This is a genomic window from Aeromonas sp. 604282 (genome assembly GCF_049170575.1).
Lineage (GTDB): Bacteria > Pseudomonadota > Gammaproteobacteria > Enterobacterales > Aeromonadaceae > Aeromonas > Aeromonas veronii_A.
In genome coordinates this window covers 144,486-165,319 of the sequence record NZ_JAAKMV010000006.1, presented here as the reverse complement: position 1 = coordinate 165,319, position 20,834 = coordinate 144,486, and the positions used below count along the sequence as shown (strand labels likewise).

The 20,834-nt window shown below is 60.3% G+C and carries 20 protein-coding genes; 9 read left to right on the top strand and 11 right to left on the bottom strand.

The features are described 5' to 3' along the window. Positions 1-141 precede the first annotated feature (141 nt). Positions 142-408 carry a hypothetical protein gene (locus tag G5367_RS09705; RefSeq protein WP_421244938.1) on the top strand — a complete coding sequence of 89 codons (267 nt, stop codon included), beginning with the start codon at positions 142-144 and terminating at the stop codon, positions 406-408. 73 nt (positions 409-481) lie between these two features. Here G5367_RS09705 and aphA read toward each other — a convergent pair whose 3' ends face one another. Both aphA and G5367_RS09695 read right to left on the bottom strand, forming a co-directional pair. Next, entirely contained in the window at positions 482-1,201 is a 720-nt protein-coding gene (gene aphA, locus G5367_RS09700) for an acid phosphatase AphA (RefSeq protein WP_005342927.1), read from the bottom strand. A 112-nt stretch (positions 1,202-1,313) separates the two neighbouring features. Beyond that, entirely contained in the window at positions 1,314-1,982 is a 669-nt protein-coding gene (locus G5367_RS09695) for an ATP-binding protein (RefSeq protein ID WP_421244944.1), read from the bottom strand. A gap of 166 nt (positions 1,983-2,148) precedes the next feature. Here G5367_RS09695 and G5367_RS09690 point away from each other — a divergent pair, with 166 nt between their 5' ends. The 8 genes from G5367_RS09690 to G5367_RS09655 all read left to right on the top strand — a co-directional run bounded on the left by G5367_RS09690 (position 2,149) and on the right by G5367_RS09655 (position 9,648). After that, a complete protein-coding gene (locus tag G5367_RS09690; protein ID WP_421244939.1) occupies positions 2,149-3,468 on the top strand; it encodes an MFS transporter in 1,320 nt (439 codons plus the stop codon). A gap of 144 nt (positions 3,469-3,612) precedes the next feature. Then, a complete protein-coding gene (locus G5367_RS09685) occupies positions 3,613-4,335 on the top strand; it encodes a MarC family NAAT transporter (protein ID WP_288728861.1) in 723 nt (240 codons plus the stop codon). A 159-nt stretch (positions 4,336-4,494) separates the two neighbouring features. Beyond that, complete coding sequence (locus G5367_RS09680) at positions 4,495-4,698, top strand: hypothetical protein (RefSeq protein ID WP_005342922.1); 204 nt, start codon at positions 4,495-4,497, stop codon at positions 4,696-4,698. Positions 4,699-4,880: 182 nt separating this feature from the next. Beyond that, positions 4,881-5,084, top strand: coding sequence for a hypothetical protein (locus tag G5367_RS09675; RefSeq protein WP_041209699.1), 204 nt, complete (start codon positions 4,881-4,883; stop codon positions 5,082-5,084). A gap of 263 nt (positions 5,085-5,347) precedes the next feature. Beyond that, a complete protein-coding gene (gene murQ / locus G5367_RS09670; RefSeq protein WP_216979610.1) occupies positions 5,348-6,244 on the top strand; it encodes an N-acetylmuramic acid 6-phosphate etherase in 897 nt (298 codons plus the stop codon). A 96-nt stretch (positions 6,245-6,340) separates the two neighbouring features. After that, the gene (murP, locus tag G5367_RS09665) at positions 6,341-7,795 is read left to right on the top strand and encodes a PTS N-acetylmuramic acid transporter subunit IIBC (protein WP_421212233.1); all 1,455 of its coding nucleotides are present in this window, start codon (positions 6,341-6,343) and stop codon (positions 7,793-7,795) included. Between the two features lie 102 nt (positions 7,796-7,897). Further along, on the top strand, positions 7,898-8,971 hold the full coding sequence (locus tag G5367_RS09660; protein WP_421244940.1) for a porin: 1,074 nt from the start codon (positions 7,898-7,900) through the stop codon (positions 8,969-8,971). Positions 8,972-9,012: 41 nt separating this feature from the next. Beyond that, on the top strand, positions 9,013-9,648 hold the full coding sequence (locus G5367_RS09655; protein WP_421244941.1) for a DUF2057 domain-containing protein: 636 nt from the start codon (positions 9,013-9,015) through the stop codon (positions 9,646-9,648). A 68-nt stretch (positions 9,649-9,716) separates the two neighbouring features. Here G5367_RS09655 and G5367_RS09650 read toward each other — a convergent pair whose 3' ends face one another. From G5367_RS09650 to mreC, 9 genes are all read right to left on the bottom strand, one after another. Next, positions 9,717-10,580, bottom strand: coding sequence for an SIS domain-containing protein (locus G5367_RS09650; protein WP_005342915.1), 864 nt, complete (start codon positions 10,578-10,580; stop codon positions 9,717-9,719). 32 nt (positions 10,581-10,612) lie between these two features. After that, the gene (tldD, locus tag G5367_RS09645) at positions 10,613-12,061 is read right to left on the bottom strand and encodes a metalloprotease TldD (RefSeq protein WP_421294224.1); all 1,449 of its coding nucleotides are present in this window, start codon (positions 12,059-12,061) and stop codon (positions 10,613-10,615) included. A gap of 133 nt (positions 12,062-12,194) precedes the next feature. Next, the gene (locus G5367_RS09640; RefSeq protein WP_421244843.1) at positions 12,195-13,001 is read right to left on the bottom strand and encodes a carbon-nitrogen hydrolase family protein; all 807 of its coding nucleotides are present in this window, start codon (positions 12,999-13,001) and stop codon (positions 12,195-12,197) included. A gap of 25 nt (positions 13,002-13,026) precedes the next feature. Then, positions 13,027-13,347: a Dabb family protein gene (locus G5367_RS09635; RefSeq protein WP_337073122.1), complete on the bottom strand. Its 321-nt coding sequence runs from the start codon at positions 13,345-13,347 to the stop codon at positions 13,027-13,029. Between the two features lie 34 nt (positions 13,348-13,381). Further along, complete coding sequence (locus tag G5367_RS09630) at positions 13,382-17,275, bottom strand: YhdP family protein (protein WP_421294221.1); 3,894 nt, start codon at positions 17,273-17,275, stop codon at positions 13,382-13,384. Then, a complete protein-coding gene (rng, locus tag G5367_RS09625) occupies positions 17,276-18,745 on the bottom strand; it encodes a ribonuclease G (RefSeq protein WP_005340056.1) in 1,470 nt (489 codons plus the stop codon). Positions 18,746-18,840: 95 nt separating this feature from the next. Next, positions 18,841-19,428, bottom strand: a complete 588-nt coding sequence (locus G5367_RS09620) for a Maf family protein (RefSeq protein ID WP_005342909.1) — start codon at positions 19,426-19,428, stop codon at positions 18,841-18,843. A gap of 2 nt (positions 19,429-19,430) precedes the next feature. Beyond that, positions 19,431-19,916, bottom strand: a complete 486-nt coding sequence (gene mreD / locus G5367_RS09615) for a rod shape-determining protein MreD (RefSeq protein WP_005342908.1) — start codon at positions 19,914-19,916, stop codon at positions 19,431-19,433. After that, entirely contained in the window at positions 19,916-20,809 is an 894-nt protein-coding gene (gene mreC / locus G5367_RS09610; protein ID WP_005342907.1) for a rod shape-determining protein MreC, read from the bottom strand. Before mreC ends, mreD begins: the two co-directional genes overlap by 1 nt. Positions 20,810-20,834 lie beyond the last annotated feature (25 nt).

Genomic DNA, 20,834 nt, shown 5'->3' with positions numbered 1-20,834 from the left:
CCAACCTGTTTGCCTTGGCAAACTCTTCCTAATTATGGGTAACAAATGGTCTCCCCATCGGATTGTTTATTCGCTGGCTGTTCAAGGTGTTAGCCCCATTCAGGCTATACTGGCCGCCACATTCACTGTTACGGATATCCCATGAACGACACTCAGGAATTTTTTGACGAAGAGACGCTGCTGGAGATGGTGGAAAACCAGCTCAACGATGGCCACCCGCCCCATGTGAAGGCGACCCTGATGCGGCTGGTGATGAAGGGCACCCCGCGGGAAGAGGCGCTGCAATATATCGCCTGCGCCCTCGGTGCCGAGCTGATGGCAATGGAGGCCGATCAGGGCCCCTTCAATCTGACCCGTTACGGCGAGTTCCTCGACAGCCTGCCCGAGATGCCGTGGGCAGACGAGTGACCCGAGCTGAATAACGGATGCAACAAGGGCGGGTGCCAATGGCCCCGCCCTTGTTGCATGGATCCGCTCCGGATCAGAACTGGGAGTTGATGATCACCTCTTCTCCCAGCGCCCCTGCCAACGGCAGTGGCCGATAGCTGGAGTTGGCGGCCCGCAGCAGACGAATGCCGCGAATGCCGACCTCCTGCGCCGCCTTGATATCCCCGTCGGCGTCGCCGTAGAAGAGCTTCATCTGCTTATCCTTGAGCCATTGCACCTTGGTGTTCTGGCCCGGCTGGTCGCCGGCGAAGATCACCGGATTGAGCTGGTCAGCCGGAATATTCATGGTCTGCTGCAGAGTCTGGCTCACGGTTTCGGTCTTGGTGGCCGAGCGACCGGTGACGAAATAGATGTGGTCACCACGCTTGAGATGCATGGCGATGAGCGCCTTGCCCACCTCTTTCGGCATGCTGAACGCATCCCAGCCGTTATTCATCTTCTCCCAGAAGGCGGGGTTCTTCAGATAGCTCTCGTCGTTGGGTGAGAACTCCTGCTTGCCGCGATAAAAACCCGGGCTGGAGAAGAGCAGGGTATCGTCGATATCAAACCCGACTGCCATCGGGGGCAGGCCATCCAGACTCTTGGCAATCTGCTCCACTGACACCCAGTGGATCGGCGCCTGCTGGGCCAGAGTGACGGTGGTGACACCGGCAGGGATAGGCTGAACGGTAGCGGCTTGACCCGCCACGGCAGGCAGAGAGAGGGCGGCAGCCAGCAAGGAGGCAAGCAGCGCCGGACGAGAGATGTGTTTCATAAGGCAGGTTGTCATCTTCAATCAAAAGAGGGGGCCAATAGTGCCCCCATCCCGCCCTTCAAATCTGTGAAAGCTCCTGCAAAAGGGAGCATTTGACGCCCGATAATTAATCCTAGATTGGCAGCAGATCGGTAAAGACAAAGCCGTCGCGCACCACTGTCTCGCCGACCCGAATGCCGAGCGGACGGGAGAACATGGGGCCATCATAGGCCAGGGTGTGAAACTCGCCGTTCTCGCCGCACGGATCGACCCCCTCCGGCAGCGCCGCCAGCAGTGCCTCGTCAAAGTCGTGGCCCCCCAGGCTGGCATCCAGCTTGTTCGGGTCGAGAGCACTGATCCGCGCCTTCAACCCAGCGGCTACCATCTGCGGCGCCAGTTCACGGGTATTGCTGCCCCACAGCGGGAACAGTGGTTCGATGCCAGTGCCTGCCAGCTGCTTTTCACGGTAGGCGCGCACATCCTCGAGGAACAAGTCGCCAAAGGCCATATAGCGGATCCCTTGTGCCACCACATCGGCGATAAAGCCAGTCATGATGCGGGCGTAATCCTCGTTGCTGCAGGGCCAGGGCAGATCGATGGTGATGAGAGGCAGCCCGACGCAGGCGGCCTGCTCGGTCAACAGCTGCTTGCGCACCCCGTGCATCGCCACCCGCTCGAATGCCTGATTGAGGGTGGTAAACAGCCCCACCACTTCAATGGCGGGATCTTGCCGCAACTGATGCAGAGCCCATGCGCAATCCTTGCCACTGCTCCAGGAGAGCAGTACCCGTTTCTTTTCCATCATTCCTCCGCCAGCGGGGCATTCGGATTGCCCCAAAAAGATGCAAGACAGTGTTGCGAATTGCGCGATTTACACACAAGAGGCAGGCAGCATACTCTCGATCACCTGTATATGCCCCTTGCCCGGGGTGACAATAACTAAAAAAACCGATGGGAAACATACGGATATGACCACGACCACACAACAGCACGATCACGCCCGCCCCCTCAATCGACAGGATTACAAAACCCTGAGTCTGGCTGCCCTCGGCGGTGCGCTGGAGTTTTACGACTTCATCATCTTCGTCTTCTTCGCCGTGGTCATCGGCGAGCTGTTCTTCCCGGCCGACATTCCCGAGTGGCTGCGCCAGTTCCAGACCTTCGGCATCTTCGCCGCCGGTTATCTGGCCCGCCCGCTTGGCGGCATCATCATGGCCCACTTTGGCGATCTCATCGGTCGCAAGCGGATGTTCACCCTCAGCATCATCATGATGGCGCTGCCGACCCTGTTGATCGGTCTGCTGCCCACCTATGCGGTGCTCGGCATCGGCGCCCCCATCGCCCTGCTGGGACTGCGGATCCTGCAAGGCGCTGCCATCGGCGGTGAAGTGCCGGGCGCCTGGGTATTTGTCGCCGAGCACGTCCCTGCCCGTCGGGTCGGGGTCGCCTGCGGCACGCTCACCGCAGGATTGACGGCCGGCATCCTGCTTGGCTCCCTCATTGCCACTGCGGTCAACAAGAGCCTGACGCCGGCCGAAGTGAGCGAGTGGGGCTGGCGGGTGCCCTTCCTGCTGGGCGGCATCTTCGGCATCGTTGCCATGTACCTGCGTCGCTGGTTGCACGAGACCCCGGTCTTCGCCGAGATGAAAGCCAACAAGACCCTGGCTGACGAGCTGCCCCTCAAGGCGGTGCTGCGCAACCACAAGAGCAGCGTCGTAGTCTCCATGCTGCTCACCTGGCTGCTCTCCGCCGGGATCGTGGTGGTGATCCTGATGACCCCGACCTATCTGCAGAAGGTTTATGGCATCAGCCCGGCGGACGCCCTGACCGCCAACTCGCTGGCGATCGTCGCCCTGACCCTCGGCTGTATCGTCTATGGTCGACTGATCGACCTGCTGGGCAGCGGTCTTACCTTCATGTTCGGCTCCCTGCTGCTGGCTGGCTCCAGCTACGCCTTCTATCACGGTCTGACGGCCGGTACGAGCCAGCTGGTGCCGCTCTACATGCTGGCGGGCTTTGCGGTCGGGATTGTCGGTGCCGTGCCTTACGTGATGGTCAACGCCTTCCCGCCGGTGGTGCGCTTCTCCGGTCTGTCGTTCTCCTACAACGTGGCCTACGCCATCTTCGGTGGCCTCACCCCGATGGCGGTGACCCTCTGGATGAAGAGCGACATGCTTGCCCCCTCCCACTATGTGGTGAGTCTGTCGGTGCTGGGTTTTGCCATCGGCCTCTGGCTCTGGTTCCAGCAACGGGCCATCCGACAACAGCAAGCGCCGCAAGCGGCCTGACCCGAACAACAAGCCCCGGTAACTGCCGGGGCTTTTTTGTACTGCTTATGTTCAGTTTCGCCAGCATAAGATAGCCTCCCTCTTGAGTCAGGTGACCACCTGGATCAAGGTATTCCCATTCATCCCTGCTACCCGAGGCTTAACATGTTCTTTCAGGTCGTATTTCTCGCCTTGCTGGCGCTGCTGCCCATGGTCAATCCCCCCACCACAGCCACCCTGTTGCTGGGGCTGAGCAAGGGGATGTCGCGCGAACACGTGCGCCGTCAGGTCAATATGGCGGCCATCTATCTGTTCTGCACCCTCTGCATCACCTTCTTTATCGGATCTTCGATTCTGGATCTGTTCGGGATCTCCATCCCGGGTTTGCGCCTGGCCGGGGGGCTCATCATCGGCTTTATCGGCTTTCGCATGCTGTTCCCCGCCCCCAGCCAGCAGAGCGGGGTCGATATCAACCAGAGCATCGCCTTCGTACCACTCACCATGCCCAGCATGTGCGGGCCGGGCACCATGGCGCTGGTAATAAGCGGGGCAGCCCAGATTGCCGAGCTGCCTGACGAGTACAACCGCCTCACTATCTATGGCGCCATGGTCACTGCATTTGCTCTGATGAGCCTGATCAGCTGGGGAGTATTGAAGCTGGCGGATCCGGTCTGCAAGATCCTTGGCGCCACCGGCATCGATGCCATGACCCGCATCATGGGCTTCCTGCTGGTCTGCATGGGTATGCAGTTTTGCATCAACGGCATCAAGGAAGTGGCACAGGATCCGGTCTTCCACGGCGGCCAGACCATGCAAACCGCACCGGCGCTACCGCAGGCTTCCGGCACGTTTGATCAGTTGCCGCAAAAGCCCGCCAGCTCTGATTGAAAACGGTATCAAAAAGTCCCTGACGATCTGCACTGATCTTGTTCCTGATCATGTTACTGACACAAAAATGGGTTAGTTTGTTTTTTATACAGACTTTATTCAGACGGACGCTGATAGGTTTGTTGATGAATACCCACTCAACTTCAGGAGAGTATGCAGATGGACAAGATGCTGACCGAAATAGGGAGCCATAGCCTGTTTCACGAGTACCTGAACGTGGTTGGGATTGCGAGCCCATCCCTCGCCAAGATTGAGCAACACTGGGAATATAAAAAGCGGGAGCAGCTGGTCGCCAAAATCCAGATCGATAAGCAGGGCAATGCCCGTTACTTCATCGATGCTCGCGCCATATCCATCAACTGATACCGAATAACCAGCCAGCCCCGGTCCACTGACCGGGGCTTTTTGTGATCTGAGCTCCCATACTCCCCGACCCGCTGCATCGCTGTTGTTGCACGAAAAGCCTGTCTGTTTTTTGTACAGTACTCATTCAGCTCGACATGGCTATCTTGTATCTGCCCCCCTTGTTCCAGAAGAGTGCCCATATGACCAAGATGCTGACCGAAATCGGCAGTCATAGCCTGTTTCACGAATACCTGAATGTGCTCGGCATAGCCAATCCAGCCCTTGCCAACATAGAACAACTGTGGGAACACCGGCAGCAAGAGAGGCTGCTCGCCAAAATCCAGATCGACAAACAGGGCAAGGCCCGTTACTTCATCGACGCCCGCGCCATCTCGGTCAATTAACACCGATGATTCTGCAAGCCCCGGCCTACTGACCGGGGCTTTTTGTTGCATGCCCATCAAGCAGGCTAGCCAATCCCCCTGTCATCTTCGCTCTTGTACCTGTACGCCTCTTCAGGAATTTTAATTACAAAAAACGAAAATTAATGGAATAATTAATTATGCGATAGAGATCTCATAATAAAAATCAAAAATCGAGCATGATAGCCAGCATCAAGAAAGATGATGTACGCCGGGGATGGCGACGACCTGAAGTAGAGGAAGCGATGACCATTGACCTATCAAGCATGATTACTGAAACCCGCAATCCAGCCAGCATCGAGATCGATCAGCTCCCGACGCTGGATATGCTGCGGATCATCAATCAAGAAGATCAACACGTAGCAGTGGCTGTAGGCCAACTGCTGCCCGAGATCGCCAAGGCGGTCGATGCTATTGCTGCGGCATTTGGCAAAGGCGGCCGCTTGATCTACATCGGGGCAGGCACCTCCGGGCGCCTCGGCATTCTGGACGCCAGCGAATGCCCACCCACCTACGGTGTCTCTGCCGAACGGGTCATCGGCCTGATTGCCGGGGGCCACAAGGCCATACTGCAGGCGGTGGAGAATGCCGAAGACGATGCAGAACTCGGTGCCAACGATCTTAAAAACATCCACTTCAGTGCCCACGACGTGCTGGTGGGTATCGCAGCCAGCGGGCGAACCCCCTATGTGCTGGGCGCCATGCAGTATGCCAGGAGCCTGGGTGCCACAGTGTGCAGCATCAGCTGCAACCCGGGCAGCCCGCTCGCCAAAGCGGCCGACATAAGCATGGTCGCCGTGGTCGGACCCGAGATAGTGACCGGCTCCTCCCGCATGAAAGCGGGCACAGCCCAGAAGCTGATCCTCAATATGCTCTCGACCGGTGCCATGATCCGCACCGGCAAGGTCTACGGCAATCTGATGGTAGATGTGGAGGCGACCAACGCCAAACTGGTGGAACGCCAGAAGCGCATCGTCATGGAAGCAACCGAATGTGACCGTGGCACGGCCGAGCAGGCTCTTGCCGCCGCAGATAGCCACTGCAAGACCGCCATCGTAATGATCCTGGCCAATATCTCCGCCAGCGAAGCACGAGAGCGGCTGAAAAGCAGCGGCGGCTTTATCAGCAAATGCACAGATTAATCGGCCGACCGCACATTGGCCGCGCCAGCAATGGCGACAGGATAACAACATAAGCGGGGGCATCCGCCCCCTCACATCAGACTGACCGGGTTCTTTATGGCAAAAATAACTGATTCCATGATTGGCCAGATCATCCAGGCCATCGGCGGCCGGGATAACATCACCAACTGTGGCCACTGCATGACCCGCTTGCGGCTGAGCCTGGCGGACAGCCTGCATGCCGATCGCGATACTATCAAACGGATCGCCGGGGTGATGGGGGTGATTGAAAGCGACAACCAGTTCCAGATCGTGCTTGGTCCGGGCAAAGCCCAGACCGCCTGCGAAATGATGAACGGTATGCTGAGTACGGACGCTGGCATCCTCACCGCCCCCCGCCCGCAACCTGCGGATCTTGGCGACATCGCCGCCGCCAACAAGCAGGCGCTGAAGCAAAAGCAGAGCAGTGCGGCGCACCGCTTCCTGGCCAAGTTTGCCACCATTTTCACTCCGCTGATCCCCGGTTTTATCGCTGCGGGTCTGCTGCTCGGCTGTGCCACCCTGATCGAACAGACCCTGTTGCTGGAAGAACAGCAGACAGGTGGCATGCTGGCCGAATTCGTCGGCTACATGAAGCTCTTCAGCAAGGGACTGTTCAGCTTCCTCAGCATCCTGATCGGCTACAACGCCCAGAAGGCGTTTGGTGGCTCCGGCGTCAACGGTGCCATCATCGCCTCTCTGTTTGTCATGGGTTATGACCCTCAGGCCAGCAGCGGCATCTACTCCGGTATCACCGACTTCTTCGGGCATCAGATCGATCCCCGCGGCAACATCATCGGCGTGCTGATCGCCTGCATCATAGGCGCCTCGGTTGAGCGCCAGGTTCGCCGCTACATGCCGGACAGTCTGGATATGATCCTCACTTCCTGCATCACCCTGCTGATCATGGGAGCTGTCACCTTTATCCTGATCATGCCCCTCGGCGTGCAGCTCTATAACGGCATGTCCTGGCTCTTCATCAACCTCAATGGCAACCCGTTCGGTACCGCTATTCTGGCTGGCCTGTTCCTCATCTCGGTGATGTTTGGCATCCACCAGGGGTTCGTTCCCGTCTACTTTGCGCTGATGGATGCCCAGGGCTTCAACTCCCTGTTTCCTATCCTGGCGCTGGCCGGTGCCGGACAGGTAGGGGCTGCGCTGGCGCTCTACAGCCGGGCAGGCAAGGATTCCCTACTGCGCACTCAGGTGAAGGGCACCATCATTCCGGGCATTCTGGGGGTCGGTGAGCCGCTCATCTACGGCGTCACCCTGCCGCGGGTCAAACCCTTTATCACTGCCTGCTGCGGTGGTTCGCTGGGGGGCTTCGTGGTTGGCCTGATCTCCTGGCTGGGTCTGCCGGTCGGCCTCAACACCGTCTTTGGCCCCTCCGGTATCGTCGCCCTGCCGCTGATGACCTCCGCCCAGGGGATCTTCCCCGGCATGATGGTCTATGCGGTCGGCCTCGCCGTCGCCTACCTCGGCGGCTATCTCTTCACCCTGATGTTCGGCTGCAAGAACGTCGATCTGAGTTAATCCCTCCTCCGGATTTCTAGCCAAGGTCTGGCCCCGAGCAATCGGGGTCATGGCCGAACTCATCCCGGCTCTGGCACAGAGCCCGTACAGGAACGATAAAAAATGAAAAAATCCATGCTTGCTCTGATTCTTCCCGCGCTGCTCGGCACAGGTTCCGCTCATGCGGCCGTCATCTATCAGGCTGACGATGGCTCCAACGTCGACCTCTACGGTCGTCTTGGCTTCAATATTTCCGACAAGAAGAGCGGCAATGATCAGGGTGACTTCGATGGCCGTATCGGCTTTACCGCCCGTCAGACCGTCAATGACGATGTCGCAGTGATCGGCATGGCGCAATATCAGGTCAATGCAGCCGAATACGCCAACAACGTGCAGAAGAACAGCAGCGACCTCACTGCCCGTTACGTCTGGGCCGGGATCGACGGTGGCCAGTGGGGCAAGGTGACCGGCGGGCGCGTCTCTTCCGGCCTCATCATGTTCACCGATATTGGCGATGTGTTTGCGGCCTCTGATGTCTCCATGGCTCGTCAGGCCAGCAAGGTGGACTCCACCGCCGTGCAGGTGTTCCGTCAGGATGGCACCCTGCAGTACCAGAACACCCTCGGCAATCTGGATCTCTCGCTCGCCTACATCCTTGGTAACGGCACCTCGGATCTTGATTACGGCTACAACGGCGCCCTGCGCTACATCTTCGATCTGGGCAATGCCGGTAAACTGGCTCCGGTCGTGGCGTATCAGCAGACCAAAGCCGCCCAGAGCAGTGGCAGCAAGGTCGATCCCAATGCCGATGAGTATCGCTTCGCCGGGATTGGTACCCGCTACTATCTCGGCCCTCTGATGTTGGGTGCCCTCTATAGCAAGGATCAGGTGACCTATCGCGACGGCCGTGCCGACAGTGAAGACAAGGTGTGGGAACTGACCGCGGTGTATGACATCAACCAGAAGTGGGCGGCCCGCGCAGGCTATCGTCACCTCGTCAACGAGGGTGGCGACCAGATGGCACTGCGCGATACTACGCTGGAGCTGCAATACAAGCTCACCCCGCGATCTTCCCTCTACAGCGCCTATGTGATCCGCAATGGTGAAGATGGTCTGGCTGGTAGCACCATCACCAGCTTTGGTGGCAGCAGCAACAGCGAGAGCTTCTACCACCTCGGCCTGCGCTACGAATTCTGATCTGGTTGCCGGCCTGCGGGCCGGCTCCTTTATGGAGTCTTATGATGGCACGCTCCTCCCTGCTCTCTCCCCTACTATTATCCCCCCTGTTTGCCCTGCTGCTCAGCGTGCCGGCACAGGCGGCCCGGCTGGAGCTGGCCGATACCCTCACCCTGCTCGCCTCGCCACAGGGCAAACCCTCGGCCTTCACCCGGACCATTGAGCTCCCGGCGGGAGAGTCCCGACTGCTGGTGCGCTTTGACAGCCCAAGTGACCCTCGATCCACCAACGAGAGCCCGGGACGCGTGACCTCAGCTCCTCTGCTGGTCACCCTTACAGCACCAGCACAAGGGACGCTGCAACTGACCACCCCGGTGCTGACCAGCCCCTCGGCTATCCGCCAGTTTGCCGCCAGCCCGACCCTGCTGCTGAGTGACGACAAGGGCATATCACAGCCGCTGACACTACAAGCCCTGCCACGCAGCCAGGATGGTCTGGGCACCGATTACCAGGCCCTGCTGGCGAGCCATACACCAACAGCAAGTCCGCCCCCCATTTTCGCAACACAAGCCGCAACTACCATTCATACCGCTTCGGCACTTACGCCGGAGCAGGCGGATGCCACCCTGCGGGAACTCTATCTGGCGGCCGATGCCAAGCGGCGTAAAGCCTTTATCCGCTGGGCCCTTGACCTCTAGCAGACAACAAAAAACCACCTGTTCAGGTGGTTTTTTGTTGTACGGATGATACAGAGGCAGAGCCGACCTCACTCCTTGTTGAGTCGGTCGATGGCATCCCGGGTACCGTCAATCAGTGCCCAGGCTCGCTCGTCTCTGCGCTGCACCAGGCCGAGGAACAGGATGTCGGTAATGGTGTTCTGGGCGGTACGTGAGGAGATGGAAGAGATACGCAACTCGTTCTCCTCCGCCACCGTATCCAGCACCATGTCGGCCATCTGGCGCAACTGGGTTTGCCGGAACGAAGTCACGGCAATCAGGGTGGCACCATTGCGCTTGGCCAGCTCGGCCGCCGCCAGCACATCACGGCTGGCGCCAGAATAGGAGATGACCAGTTGCACATCACCCGGCCCCAGGGTCTGGGCGATGGAGATCTGCACATGGCTATCCTGGGCAAACAGGGTAGTTACGCCGATCTTGAGCAACTTGTACCAGAGATCCTTGGCAGTCAGTGCCGAACCGCCAATCCCCACCAGCTGCACCCGCCCGGCGCCATCTATGGTATCGAGTACCTGCTTCAGCAGAGCACTGTCGAGGGCCTGAGTGGTCTCGACGATGGAGTTGATCTTCTCCTGCGCCAGCTTCTTGGCCATGGTCTCCAGATCATCGTCCCGCCCGATGCCATTGTAGAGATCACCGACATTGTCGGTCTTGATGGCATGCTTGCGCCCCAGATCCTCGCTAACCGCCAGCTTGAAGGCGGTGAAGCCCTTGAACCCGATCTTCTGGGTGAACTTCACTATGCTCGACTGGCTCACCTCCGCCTGCTGGGCCAGCTCCTGGGAGGAGAAGCGAGTCACCTGCTCCGGGCAGGAGAGGATGTAATCGGCAATCTTGAGCTCGCTAGGAGAGAGCTGGCTCCGGATATTGGATATTTTCGACAGGGTAAGCATGATTTCTCTCTGTTCTTGTGCTGCGTCGAGGCTTACTGGGTGCCACCCACGGTGAGTTGATCCAGTTTAAGGGTGGGCTGGCCGACACCGACCGGCACGCTCTGCCCCTCCTTGCCGCAGATGCCGACCCCGCGATCCAGCGCCAGGTCGCTCCCCACCATGGAGACCTGGCTCATCGCCTCGGGGCCGTTGCCGATCAGGGTCGCCCCCTTGATGGGGGCAGTGATCTTGCCATCCTCGATGAGGTAAGCCTCGGAGGCGGAGAAGACAAACTTGCCGGAGGTGATGTCCACCTGACCGCCACCGAAGTTGGGGGCATAGATGCCCTTCTTCACCGAGGCGATGATCTCGGCCGGATCGTACTGACCCGCCAACATGTAGGTGTTGGTCATGCGCGGCATCGGCATGGCAGCGTAGGATTCGCGGCGCCCGTTGCCGGTGAGTGGCACACCCATCAGGCGGGCGTTCTGCTTGTCTTGCAGATAGCCCTTGAGGATACCGTTCTCGATCAGCACGTTGTAGCCACCCGGCGTCCCCTCGTCATCTATGCTGACGGAGCCACGCCGACCCGGCAGGGTGCCGTCATCGACGATGGTGCAGTGCTTGGAGGCCACCTGCTCGCCGATGCGACCGGCAAATGCGGAAGAGCCCTTGCGGTTGAAATCGCCCTCCAGACCGTGACCCACCGCCTCATGCAGCAGCACACCAGGCCAGCCGGCACCCAGCACCACCGGCATGGTGCCGGCTGGCGCGTCGATGGCTTCCAGATTGACCAGCGCCTGACGCACCGCTTCACGCACATAGCCAAAAGCGCGGCTCTCCAGCCCGTCCAGTTCGAGGAACCAGTCGTAACCAAAGCGGCCACCGCCACCGGCACTGCCACGCTCGCGGCGATCCCCCTTCTCGGCGATCACGGTCACCGACAGCCGCACCAGCGGGCGAATATCGGCAGCCAGGGTGCCGTCGGTGGCGGCCACCAGCACCTCTTCGTAGACGCCGCTGATGGAGGCCATCACCTGATTGATGGCGGGATCCAGACTTCTGGCGAACTTGTCCATCTGCTCCAGTAGGGCGATCTTCTGGTGCTTGTCGAGGGTCTGCAGCGGATCCATGGCCGGATAGAGCAGGTTCGCTTCGGTGCGAGTCCACGCCTTCACCTTGCCGTGAGCACCTGCTGCGGCGATGCCGCGAGCGGCAGTCACCGACTGTTGCAGCGCCAGCAGGCTCAGCTCGTCCGAGTAGGCGAAACCGGTCTTCTCGCCGCTGACGGCGCGCACCCCGACCCCCTGATCGATGTTGTAGCTGCCATCCTTGACGATGCCATCTTCCAGCATCCAGGACTCGTGCCAGCTGCGCTGGAAATAGAGATCGCCGAACTCCACCTGATGGCTCATCAGGCTGCAGAGCAGCTGCTGCAGGCGCCCTTCGTCGAGGTCGTTCGGGGCCAACAGGGAGGCACTAACCTGGCTCAATAGACTCAATCTTCTTCTCCACTCTCGTAACGAGCTGTTTTAAATCGTCTTGCCGACGGGTTGGCAACAAGCCACACCATCACAACAAACGGGCATGCTCCAGCACGGGCAAACGGCTGCGTTTCAATTTTTCACCACACCATCAGAGCAAACGGGCGTGTTGCAGCACTGGCATGGTGCGTTTCAATTCGTCGATAAGCCCGGGCTCCATCTTCGCCAATACGGTGCCGCGCCCGGACTCTTTGCTGGCCAGCACCCGGCCCCAGGGGTCGATCACCATGCTGTGGCCCCAGGTCTGGCGCCCCGTTTCGTGAGTGCCGCCCTGATTGGCCGCGACTACGTAGCACTGGTTTTCGATGGCGCGAGCCCGCAGCAGCGGCTCCCAGTGCGCCTCGCCTGTCACGGCGGTAAAGGCGGCAGGCACCAGCAGCACACGAGCTCCAACTCGGGCCAACTGGCGGTAGAGCTCGGGAAAGCGCAAATCATAACAGATCGAGAGGCCGAGGGGACCAAACGGGGAGTCCACCAGCACAGGTGCATCCCCCGGGCTGAAGGTCTCCGACTCCCGATAGCGGCCGTGATTGTCCGCCACATCCACGTCGAACAGGTGGATCTTGTGGTAGTGGCCCCTGAGCTCACCGCTTGGGTCAAACACCAGCGAGCTTGTGTGGATATGGTCGGAACCTTCGATGGTGGTCGGCACAGCCCCGGCCACCAGCCAGATGCCGTAATCTCGTGCCCATTCGGCCAGCTGCTGCTGGATCGGGCCCTCACCTATGGTCTCGGCCCCATCCAGATAACCCTGCCGCTCGCCAAACAGGGCAAAGTTCTCCGGCAACAGCACCAGCAGCGGCCGCTCTTTGGGCAAGGCGGCCAGCTCGGCGGCGATCTGCTCCCGGTTATCCTGCCAGTGACGGCCAGATACCAGCTGTATTGCGGCTAACCACATGACTCTCTCCTTGTCGCTTGGGCCATCAGATGGTGACAGCATCACCCGCCTGCAGGGTGTAATCCAGCACTATGATGCGCGCCAGCACCGGGCGAAAGATGGCCTTGAGGGCAGCGTGATCAGGATGGGGCATATAGCGCTGGCGGGCAGCCTCGTCGGCAAAGGTCATCAGCACGGTGTGGGTAAAACCGTCATCCCTCCCCTCCGGGCTGTCATTCTCACCCCACTCCACAGCAGTCACACCGCTGACCTGATGCGGAATGGCGAGAAAGGCGGTACGCACCGCATCTATCTGGGCAGGCTTGGTGTCCGGCTTGAAGGCGATCAGCAGGATATGTCGGATCATGGCTCACTCCTTGTGATGGTGCCGGGCCGCTCGTTCAGCGCTGAGCAGGCCCCGCGTGTTTGGGGCTCAGCAGGAAAGGGGTCACCTCTTGCGTTGGCAGGCTGGGAGCAACGGCGTCGACCGCCTCTTTCTGCTGCTGGTTGAGCTTGATGCGTGCGCGATCGCGCCCCGCCTCAATCAGCTTGGGTGCGTCGAGCGGGCCCGAGATACGAAAGTCGATGCGGGTCACCACATCCACCACCGGCTCCAGCAGTTTGGAGAGGGCCAGCACATAGAGACCCGTGATCGGCGTGATGGAAAAGGCCGCCACCACCGGCAGGGTGCCACCCAGGTTCGGGGAAAAGCTCAGCTCGTAGTCGAGCCGCCAGCGCACCAAATCGGCGATCCCCTCGCCGCGCAGATTGCCTGCAGCCCCCTTCATATAGAAATCATTGTTGCTGACCTGCCCCTGCTTGATGGTGGCAGAAGCTGACATGGATTCGAAGTAGAAACCCTTGTCGAACACATCGCGAAAATCGAGGCGCAGCTTGCGCAGCAGGGAGTCGAGACTGAGCAGGGAGAGCAGCCGTGCGCCCTTGTCGTTGACCTCCCGCAGGGTGCCCCCCTCCAGCTGATAGTTGGCACTCCCCCCCAGAGTCGGCAGACTCGGGCGATAGGGCACATCCTGCCAGTTGAGATCAAAGGCGAGGGAGCCGGGGGCATCACCGATGGGCGAGGTGTAGCCGAGCCGCTTGAGCAGCAGCTCGCTGTTGTTGCTGGTCAGCTTGCCACGGGCCCGCGTCTCCATCCGGTTGCCATCGGCCAGCCAGTCGACGCTGCCGGCAAGCTGACTGCCTGCCAACCGCATATCCAGCCCCTTGAGAGTCACCTTGTTGGCGCCCGGCAGCAGCTCGCCTTTCACTTCGCCAAGCGGCAACTCGCCAAAGCGGCAATCGACACAGCTGAATGTCAGCCAGGGGATCGAAGCCATGATGGCGTTATCCTGCTTCGCATCGGGATCCGGGCTGAGATCCGAACTCTTGCCGGACCAGTAGATGCGGGCAAACTTGGCATCCACCGGACGGTTGGCCACTGCGGGCAGGCGGATCACCCCCATCACATCGGGGCTATCGATCATCACTTCGGTCGCCTGATTGGTCGGTCCCACGGTGAAACGCGCCGCCTTGAGGGTGGCACTGCCGATATAGGCACGGGCCAGCTGCCCATCCACCCACCACTCCTGTGGCAGGAAGGCAGGGCCGACTACCGCATTACCGGTCTGGTTCTGCGCTGGCAGCCATTGCTTGAGTCGCGCCAGCCAGCCGCCCACATCGGCCTCCTGCTGGTTGATGGCAAGCAACATGGGGGCATCGCGCATTACCCGGGCACCCGGTTGGCCTATATCAACCCGCACCCGACTGAGATAAGGCACCCCCTCGCCGTAGACCAGCCGGGTCTGCATATCCACATCAGCCCCCAGCACGGCGCGAATGTCGGCGCTGCCATCCCGGCCACGGGCGATCACCTTGAGCGGCAGCCGGCTGGCGCTGCTCTTGGCCAGCGGCAGCGGCAGATCCAGCCCCATCCCCTGCAGGTTGGAGTCGAGCGCCAGCTGGAAGCTGAACGGCTTGCTCTCGGGCAAGATCAACTCGAGCTTGCCGCCCCAGTTGCTGCGGCCGTTGAGGATACCGTACGAAGAGATGGCGACGGGTTGGCGGCGGCTATCCCATTGCCCCTTGAAATCGAGGTCGACCTGATAGTGATCCGGATGCTGGCGCCCCTGATAGTCGAGGGTCAGCGGCTGGTTCCACAGGCTCGCCTTGAGGTTGCTGAAACGGGTCTGCTGGTTGTCATACTCGAGGCACCCCTGCACCTTCTCCAGCGGCAGATCCAGACTGGCGACCCGCACCTTGTTGTTGCTGAAGGTGGCATCGCCACTCGCCTTCACCTCACTCTCGCCATCGAGAGGAATATCGAGCTTGACCGATCCTGCCATCGGGCCACGGATCTCGATCTCCCGCAGCGCCTGTCCCACCGAACTGCCCAGCGGGGAGTCCTGCAGGTAGTCGCTGATGGCCTTACCCTCCCCCTGCACCTTGGCATCCACATAGAGGTGGGCGCCTGGGGAGAGATCCGGGATCCAGGCATGCACCGAGTCGGAGCTCGCCTTGCCAAGTCGGGTGGAGCGGCTGCGCATATCGAGGCCGGCATTCTGGAACAAAAGATCGATCTGCAGGTCGGTGAGCGGTTGCCAACCAGGGAAGAACTCGTAGGTGGCCCGCTCCAGCGGCACCGCCACCTGGAAGATGCCATCACCTTTCTCATAAGGGAAATCCCGAAACTCCCCATACCAGAGCAGGTCGGCCCCCTTGGCCTTGCCCCCCTTGATGGCGCCGCTCAGGTAATCCACCAGCCCCTTGTCCATCGCCTGCAGCGGGAAGTAGCGATCCGCATGGCCCGCATTCTTCACATCGATGCGACCGGTCAGGGCGAGGAAAGGGTGCTCGAACAGATCGAGGCGGAAACGGCTGGACAGGGTCAGATCCGGGTTATCCAGCGCGATATCCTGCCCGTACAGCACCCAGCCCTGTTCCTCGCGCCACCAGTCGAGGCGGGCCGAGAAGTTGTCGACCGGGATCGGCATCTTGAAGTGACGGGCGGGATCCACCTTGTCGTTCGCCAGCGCCACTCTGGCGCTGCCCCCCTTGGGGGTGAGCCAGAATTCACCGTCGAGATCCTGCATCCCGGGCACGTCGTGCCAGGCATTGAGGCTCACATTGACGATCTCGCCGCTGAGGGATATATCCTGCCACCCGGCATCCGCCTGCAGGGTCAAATCTGTCAGCTTGCCCTTGGGTTTGGTCTGCTTGAGCAGCTCGCTCTGGGCAGGATAAATCGCGGAGACCAGCTGGCTCAGCTGGGCAAGCTGGTCGAGATCGATCTGCGGCACATAGCCCTGCACCCGCTCACCGATCCGCTCCAGCTGCAACCGGCTGTGCAGCCAGGGTTTACCATCCAGCTTGAAGGTGACGCCATGGCTGGCCAGTTGCCAGTTTTCACCATCGCGGCGTAGCTGAACCTTGCCGCCATCGAGGCCGAAACGGTGCATCTCCCCTTTCTTGGGATCCTTCCAGATCAGGTAGTTGTTGCCAAAGGCCAGTAGGGTATTGCCCAGCTTGCCGCTGTCAAACTCGCTCCAGAGCTGGAAATCGAGCTGCCCGGCCACCTTGGGTTCACCAGCATGGATCCTGGCGAGGGTCGGGGTAATATCGAGCTGGCGGGCACCCAGATAGAGCTGCCCCTTGAGGCGATCGAGCCGATCTTGTGGCGTATCTACATCGAGTATCAGGTCCAGGGTGCTCTCGCCTACCCCGTTGATGAGATAGGCCTTACCGACCCCCTGATGGCGCTTGCCACGATTCTGCCAGCGCAGTTGGGCAATATCGAGTGCTCGCATGTCGCCCAGTGCGGTGGTGACATTGAGCCGGGTGTTATGGATGTCAAAGGTGGAGAGCTGGGTCAGCAGAAAGCGCAGCAGGGCGCCCTGCTGGGGATCGCCGGAAGGGCTGTCGTCAGCCGGTTGGCGCAAGTCGAGGGTGATATCGCCATCGCTGAGGATCAGCTCGCCAAACACCGGCTTTAGCTCGTTAATAGTGCGCCAGAAGTCGAGATGCCCCCAGGCCTTGCCGAGCTTGACGGTATAGCGTTTGGAGTCGGGGGCAACGGCGAGCTGTTGCAGTTCGAGGGCCGGGCCTGATTGTGTCCAGCTCAGTCCAATTTGATCGACGCTGACCTTGATTTGCGAATCGCCGAGCAGAGTGTGGATAAGGCTCTCTCGATACTGATTCAGCAAAGGGCCCCCGACCCGCACCAGGGTGACCAGCATGGCCAGCAGTACGAACAGGACCCCCAGGGCTAACCAGCCCCGACTCAGCCAGCGATAGACCAATTACATCATCACCACGTCGAACTGCTCCTGGCCGCAGAGAGGCTCGCTCACCACCCGCACCTGCTTGCCGATAAACACTTCCAGCTCCGCCAGACTGTGGGACTCCTCGCCATGGAGATAGTCGGCTACGGCAGGGGCTGCGTAGACGGTGAACTGATCTGCATCGTAGGCACGGTTGACCCGGATGATCTCCCGCAGGATCTCGAAGCAGACCGACTCCACCGTCTTGACCCGGCCGCGTCCCTTGCACTCGGGGCACTCGGAGCAGAGCACATGCTCCAGACTCTCTCGGGTGCGCTTGCGGGTCATCTCCACCAGGCCCAGCTGGGAGAAACCGTTGACGTTGGTCTTGGCGCGATCCTTGGACAGCGCCTGCTCCAGACTGTGCAGCACCCGGCGGCGGTGATCTTCCGACTGCATGTCGATGAAGTCGATGATGATGATGCCACCGAGGTTGCGCAGGCGCAGATGACGAGCGATGGCTGCCGTCGCCTCGACGTTGGTATTGAAGATGGTCTCTTCCAGATTACGATGGCCGACAAAGGCGCCGGTGTTGATATCCACCGTGGTCATGGCTTCGGTCTGGTCGATGATGAGGTAGCCACCGGATTTCAGCTCCACCTTGCGCTCCAGCGCCCGCTGGATCTCGTTCTCCACATCGTAGAGATCGAAGATCGGTGACTCGCCGGGGTAGTACTCCAGTTTGCTGGCCAGCTCCGGCACATACTCTTCGGTGAAGCGCTTGAGCTGATCGAAGCTCTGGCGGGAGTCGACGCGGATCTTGTCGAGTTCTGCGCCGACGAAATCGCGCACCACCCGGAATGCCAGACTGGGATCCTCGTAGAGGATCTTGCAGGGGGGATACTTCTGCTTGCGCTCGAGGATCTTGCGCCACAGCCGCTTGAGGAAGGCGGCATCCTGCTCCAGCTCCTGCTCCCCCACCCCTTCAGCGGCGGTACGGATGATGTAGCCACCCAGCTCATCCACATAGCCAGCTACGGTGCGCTTGAGGCGCTCCCGCTCCGCTTCGGACTCGATTCGCTGGGAGACGCCGACGTGAGCGCTGCCCGGCATAAAGACCAGATAGCGGGAAGGCAAGGTGATATCGGTGGTGAGACGGGCACCCTTGGTACCCAGCGGGTCTTTCACCACCTGCACCATGATGTCCTGCCCCTGACGCACCAGCTCGGCGATATTGCCGACCTGGAACTGCTCCTTCTCCTTCACAGCCACACACTCGGTATGGGGCACAATATCGGAGGCGTGTAAAAAGGCCGCCTTGTCCATACCGATATCGACGAAAGCCGCCTGCATGCCCGGGAGCACCCGGCTGATCTTGCCTTTGTAGATGTTGCCGACAATGCCGCGTTTGGCCTGACGCTCTACATGCACTTCCTGCAGCAGACCGTTTTCGACCAGAGCGACCCGGGTTTCGGAGGGGGTAACGTTAACCAGCAGTTCTACCGACATAACTAACCTTGCCTGTTCCAGTTTTGAATTCTTATACAGCCAATCCGGTACAACGCGCGCAAGGAAGAACGCAGCAGAGCACAGCTGACGGAAAATTACTTGTGTTGTTCCAGATGCTGCTTGATCAATAGATCCGTCTCCAGCAGCGGCAGGCCGACCACGGCGCTATAGCTGCCTTCGATGCGGCTGACAAACTTACCGGCAATCCCCTGAATGCCGTAGGCCCCGGCCTTGTCACAGGGCTCTCCGGTTTGCCAGTAGGCCTCAATCTCGGCCTCGTCCAGCTTGCGAAACGCCACGTTGGTGGTGACCAGTCGCACATCGCAGCGCTCGGGGGTGGCCAGCGCCACCGCGGTCATCACCTGATGTACCTTGCCGGAGAGCGCCTCCAGCATATCCTTGGCATCGAGCAGATCGGACGGTTTCTCCAGCACCCGATCCCCCAGCACCACTATGGTGTCGGCACCCAACACCGGCAACGCCGTCGGCGCACACGCCACACCAGCCATCGCCTTGTCGCGGGCGAGACGGCAGACATAATCCTGCGGTTTCTCCCCCTCTTCCCGTTGCTCCGGCACATCCAGTTTCAGCACATCAAAACGATAGCCAAGCTGGGCCAACAGTTCGCGACGACGGGGGGAACCCGATGCAAGATAGAGTTGCAGTTCGTTGTTTTTGCTCATATTTACCTGATATTGAAGCGGCGCCGCACTTTGCGCAACACCAGAAACACCCAGGGCCATATTAGCATCGTCGTCAACGTCGACCAAAAGTAGGCGAAGTTGAGGCTGGCCCGGCTAAACAGGTGTTCGGCCCAGAACACCGTCAGCTTGCCTACCAGCGACAGCCCACCGATGATCAGGGCCTGCTGCCAGAGGGAGAAGTTGCGGATCTTCTGGAACTGGAATGCTGCCAGATAGGTGGTGATGGCCATCGCCATGGCCCGCACGCCGAGGGTGCTGCCAAGCAGCACATCCAGCAGCAGGCCGGCCACCCAGGCGGTGCCGACGTTGGTCCGGTGCGGCAACGCCAGTGCCCAGTAAATGAGCACCATGGCCAGCCAGTCCGGACGAAATGGATCAAATTCGAAAGGAAGCGGCAGGATCGACAGGCTCAAAGCCAGCAGGATCGAAATCCAGATCCAGATCCTGCCGCTGGCGGGTTGCAGCATCAGCGAGTGGCTCCTGCGGCGGAGGCAGCCGTTGCCACCCGTTCGCCATTCTCATCATCGTGTACTTCGGGTTTCTTGTCGGTCCACAGCAGCAGCAGATAACGCAGTCTGTCCAGCTCCACCAGCGGCTTGGCCTCGACCTGGGCGAAGGGCTTGCCCTCCACATATTCAGAGCGGGTCACGGTCGCCACCGGATAGCCTTCCGGGAAGCGGCCACCCAGACCCGAGGTGACCAGCAGGTCACCCACCTGAATATCGGTGTTGCGCGGCAGGTTGCGCAGCTCAAGCTTGTCGAGCTCGCCACTGCCGGAAGCAATGGCGCGCAAGTCGTTGCGCAGCACCCGCACCGGAATGCCGTGGCTGGAGTCGGTTATCAGCAGCACGCGACTGGTGGTGGAGCCCACGTGGAGCACCTGACCAATCACACCCTGATCGTTGATCACCGCCTGACCGTTATAGACGCCATCCAGCGCCCCCTTGTTGATCAGCACCTGATGGCTGAAGGGGTCAGAATCCACCGACAGCAGCTCGGCCACCATCTTGCGGGACTCTTTGTGCACCGGCGAACCCAGCAGCTCGCGCAGCCGCTGGTTCTCGTGCTCCAGATGATCCATCTTGAGCAGGCGAGAGCGCAGGGTAAACAGCTGTTGCTCCTGCTGCTTGGTCTGCTCGATGAGATCGGCACGGGTCTGCACCTGGGTCGACATGGTGTCGAGCAGGGTACCGGGCGCATTGGCCATGTATTGCAGGGGACTGACTAACGAACTGAGGTAGACGCGGACATGGGTAAACACACCGAAGCGGGAGTCCGCGACGATGGCAGCAATGGAGATGATGACGGCGAGAAACAACCGTAACTGAAGCGAAGGGCCTCTACCAAAAATGGGTTTCATGGGTCGTCAAAAAAGAGCCGGCACG

Bases quoted from the DNA above. Each gene is read 5' to 3' on its own strand.
- G5367_RS09650 (WP_005342915.1), bottom strand. From the start codon at position 10,580: ATGCTTACCCTGTCGAAAATATCCAATATCCGGAGCCAGCTCTCTCCT.
- rng (WP_005340056.1), bottom strand. From the start codon at position 18,745: ATGTCGGTAGAACTGCTGGTTAACGTTACCCCCTCCGAAACCCGGGTC.
- mreD (WP_005342908.1), bottom strand. From the start codon at position 19,916: ATGCTGCAACCCGCCAGCGGCAGGATCTGGATCTGGATTTCGATCCTG.
- G5367_RS09640 (WP_421244843.1), bottom strand. From the start codon at position 13,001: ATGTGGTTAGCCGCAATACAGCTGGTATCTGGCCGTCACTGGCAGGAT.
- murQ (WP_216979610.1), top strand. From the start codon at position 5,348: ATGACCATTGACCTATCAAGCATGATTACTGAAACCCGCAATCCAGCC.
- G5367_RS09680 (WP_005342922.1), top strand. From the start codon at position 4,495: ATGGACAAGATGCTGACCGAAATAGGGAGCCATAGCCTGTTTCACGAG.
- G5367_RS09695 (WP_421244944.1), bottom strand. From the start codon at position 1,982: ATGGAAAAGAAACGGGTACTGCTCTCCTGGAGCAGTGGCAAGGATTGC.
- G5367_RS09635 (WP_337073122.1), bottom strand. From the start codon at position 13,347: ATGATCCGACATATCCTGCTGATCGCCTTCAAGCCGGACACCAAGCCT.
- G5367_RS09705 (WP_421244938.1), top strand. From the start codon at position 142: ATGAACGACACTCAGGAATTTTTTGACGAAGAGACGCTGCTGGAGATG.
- mreC (WP_005342907.1), bottom strand. From the start codon at position 20,809: ATGAAACCCATTTTTGGTAGAGGCCCTTCGCTTCAGTTACGGTTGTTT.
- G5367_RS09660 (WP_421244940.1), top strand. From the start codon at position 7,898: ATGAAAAAATCCATGCTTGCTCTGATTCTTCCCGCGCTGCTCGGCACA.
- G5367_RS09620 (WP_005342909.1), bottom strand. From the start codon at position 19,428: ATGAGCAAAAACAACGAACTGCAACTCTATCTTGCATCGGGTTCCCCC.
- G5367_RS09675 (WP_041209699.1), top strand. From the start codon at position 4,881: ATGACCAAGATGCTGACCGAAATCGGCAGTCATAGCCTGTTTCACGAA.
- G5367_RS09685 (WP_288728861.1), top strand. From the start codon at position 3,613: ATGTTCTTTCAGGTCGTATTTCTCGCCTTGCTGGCGCTGCTGCCCATG.
- murP (WP_421212233.1), top strand. From the start codon at position 6,341: ATGGCAAAAATAACTGATTCCATGATTGGCCAGATCATCCAGGCCATC.
- G5367_RS09690 (WP_421244939.1), top strand. From the start codon at position 2,149: ATGACCACGACCACACAACAGCACGATCACGCCCGCCCCCTCAATCGA.
- aphA (WP_005342927.1), bottom strand. From the start codon at position 1,201: ATGAAACACATCTCTCGTCCGGCGCTGCTTGCCTCCTTGCTGGCTGCC.
- G5367_RS09655 (WP_421244941.1), top strand. From the start codon at position 9,013: ATGATGGCACGCTCCTCCCTGCTCTCTCCCCTACTATTATCCCCCCTG.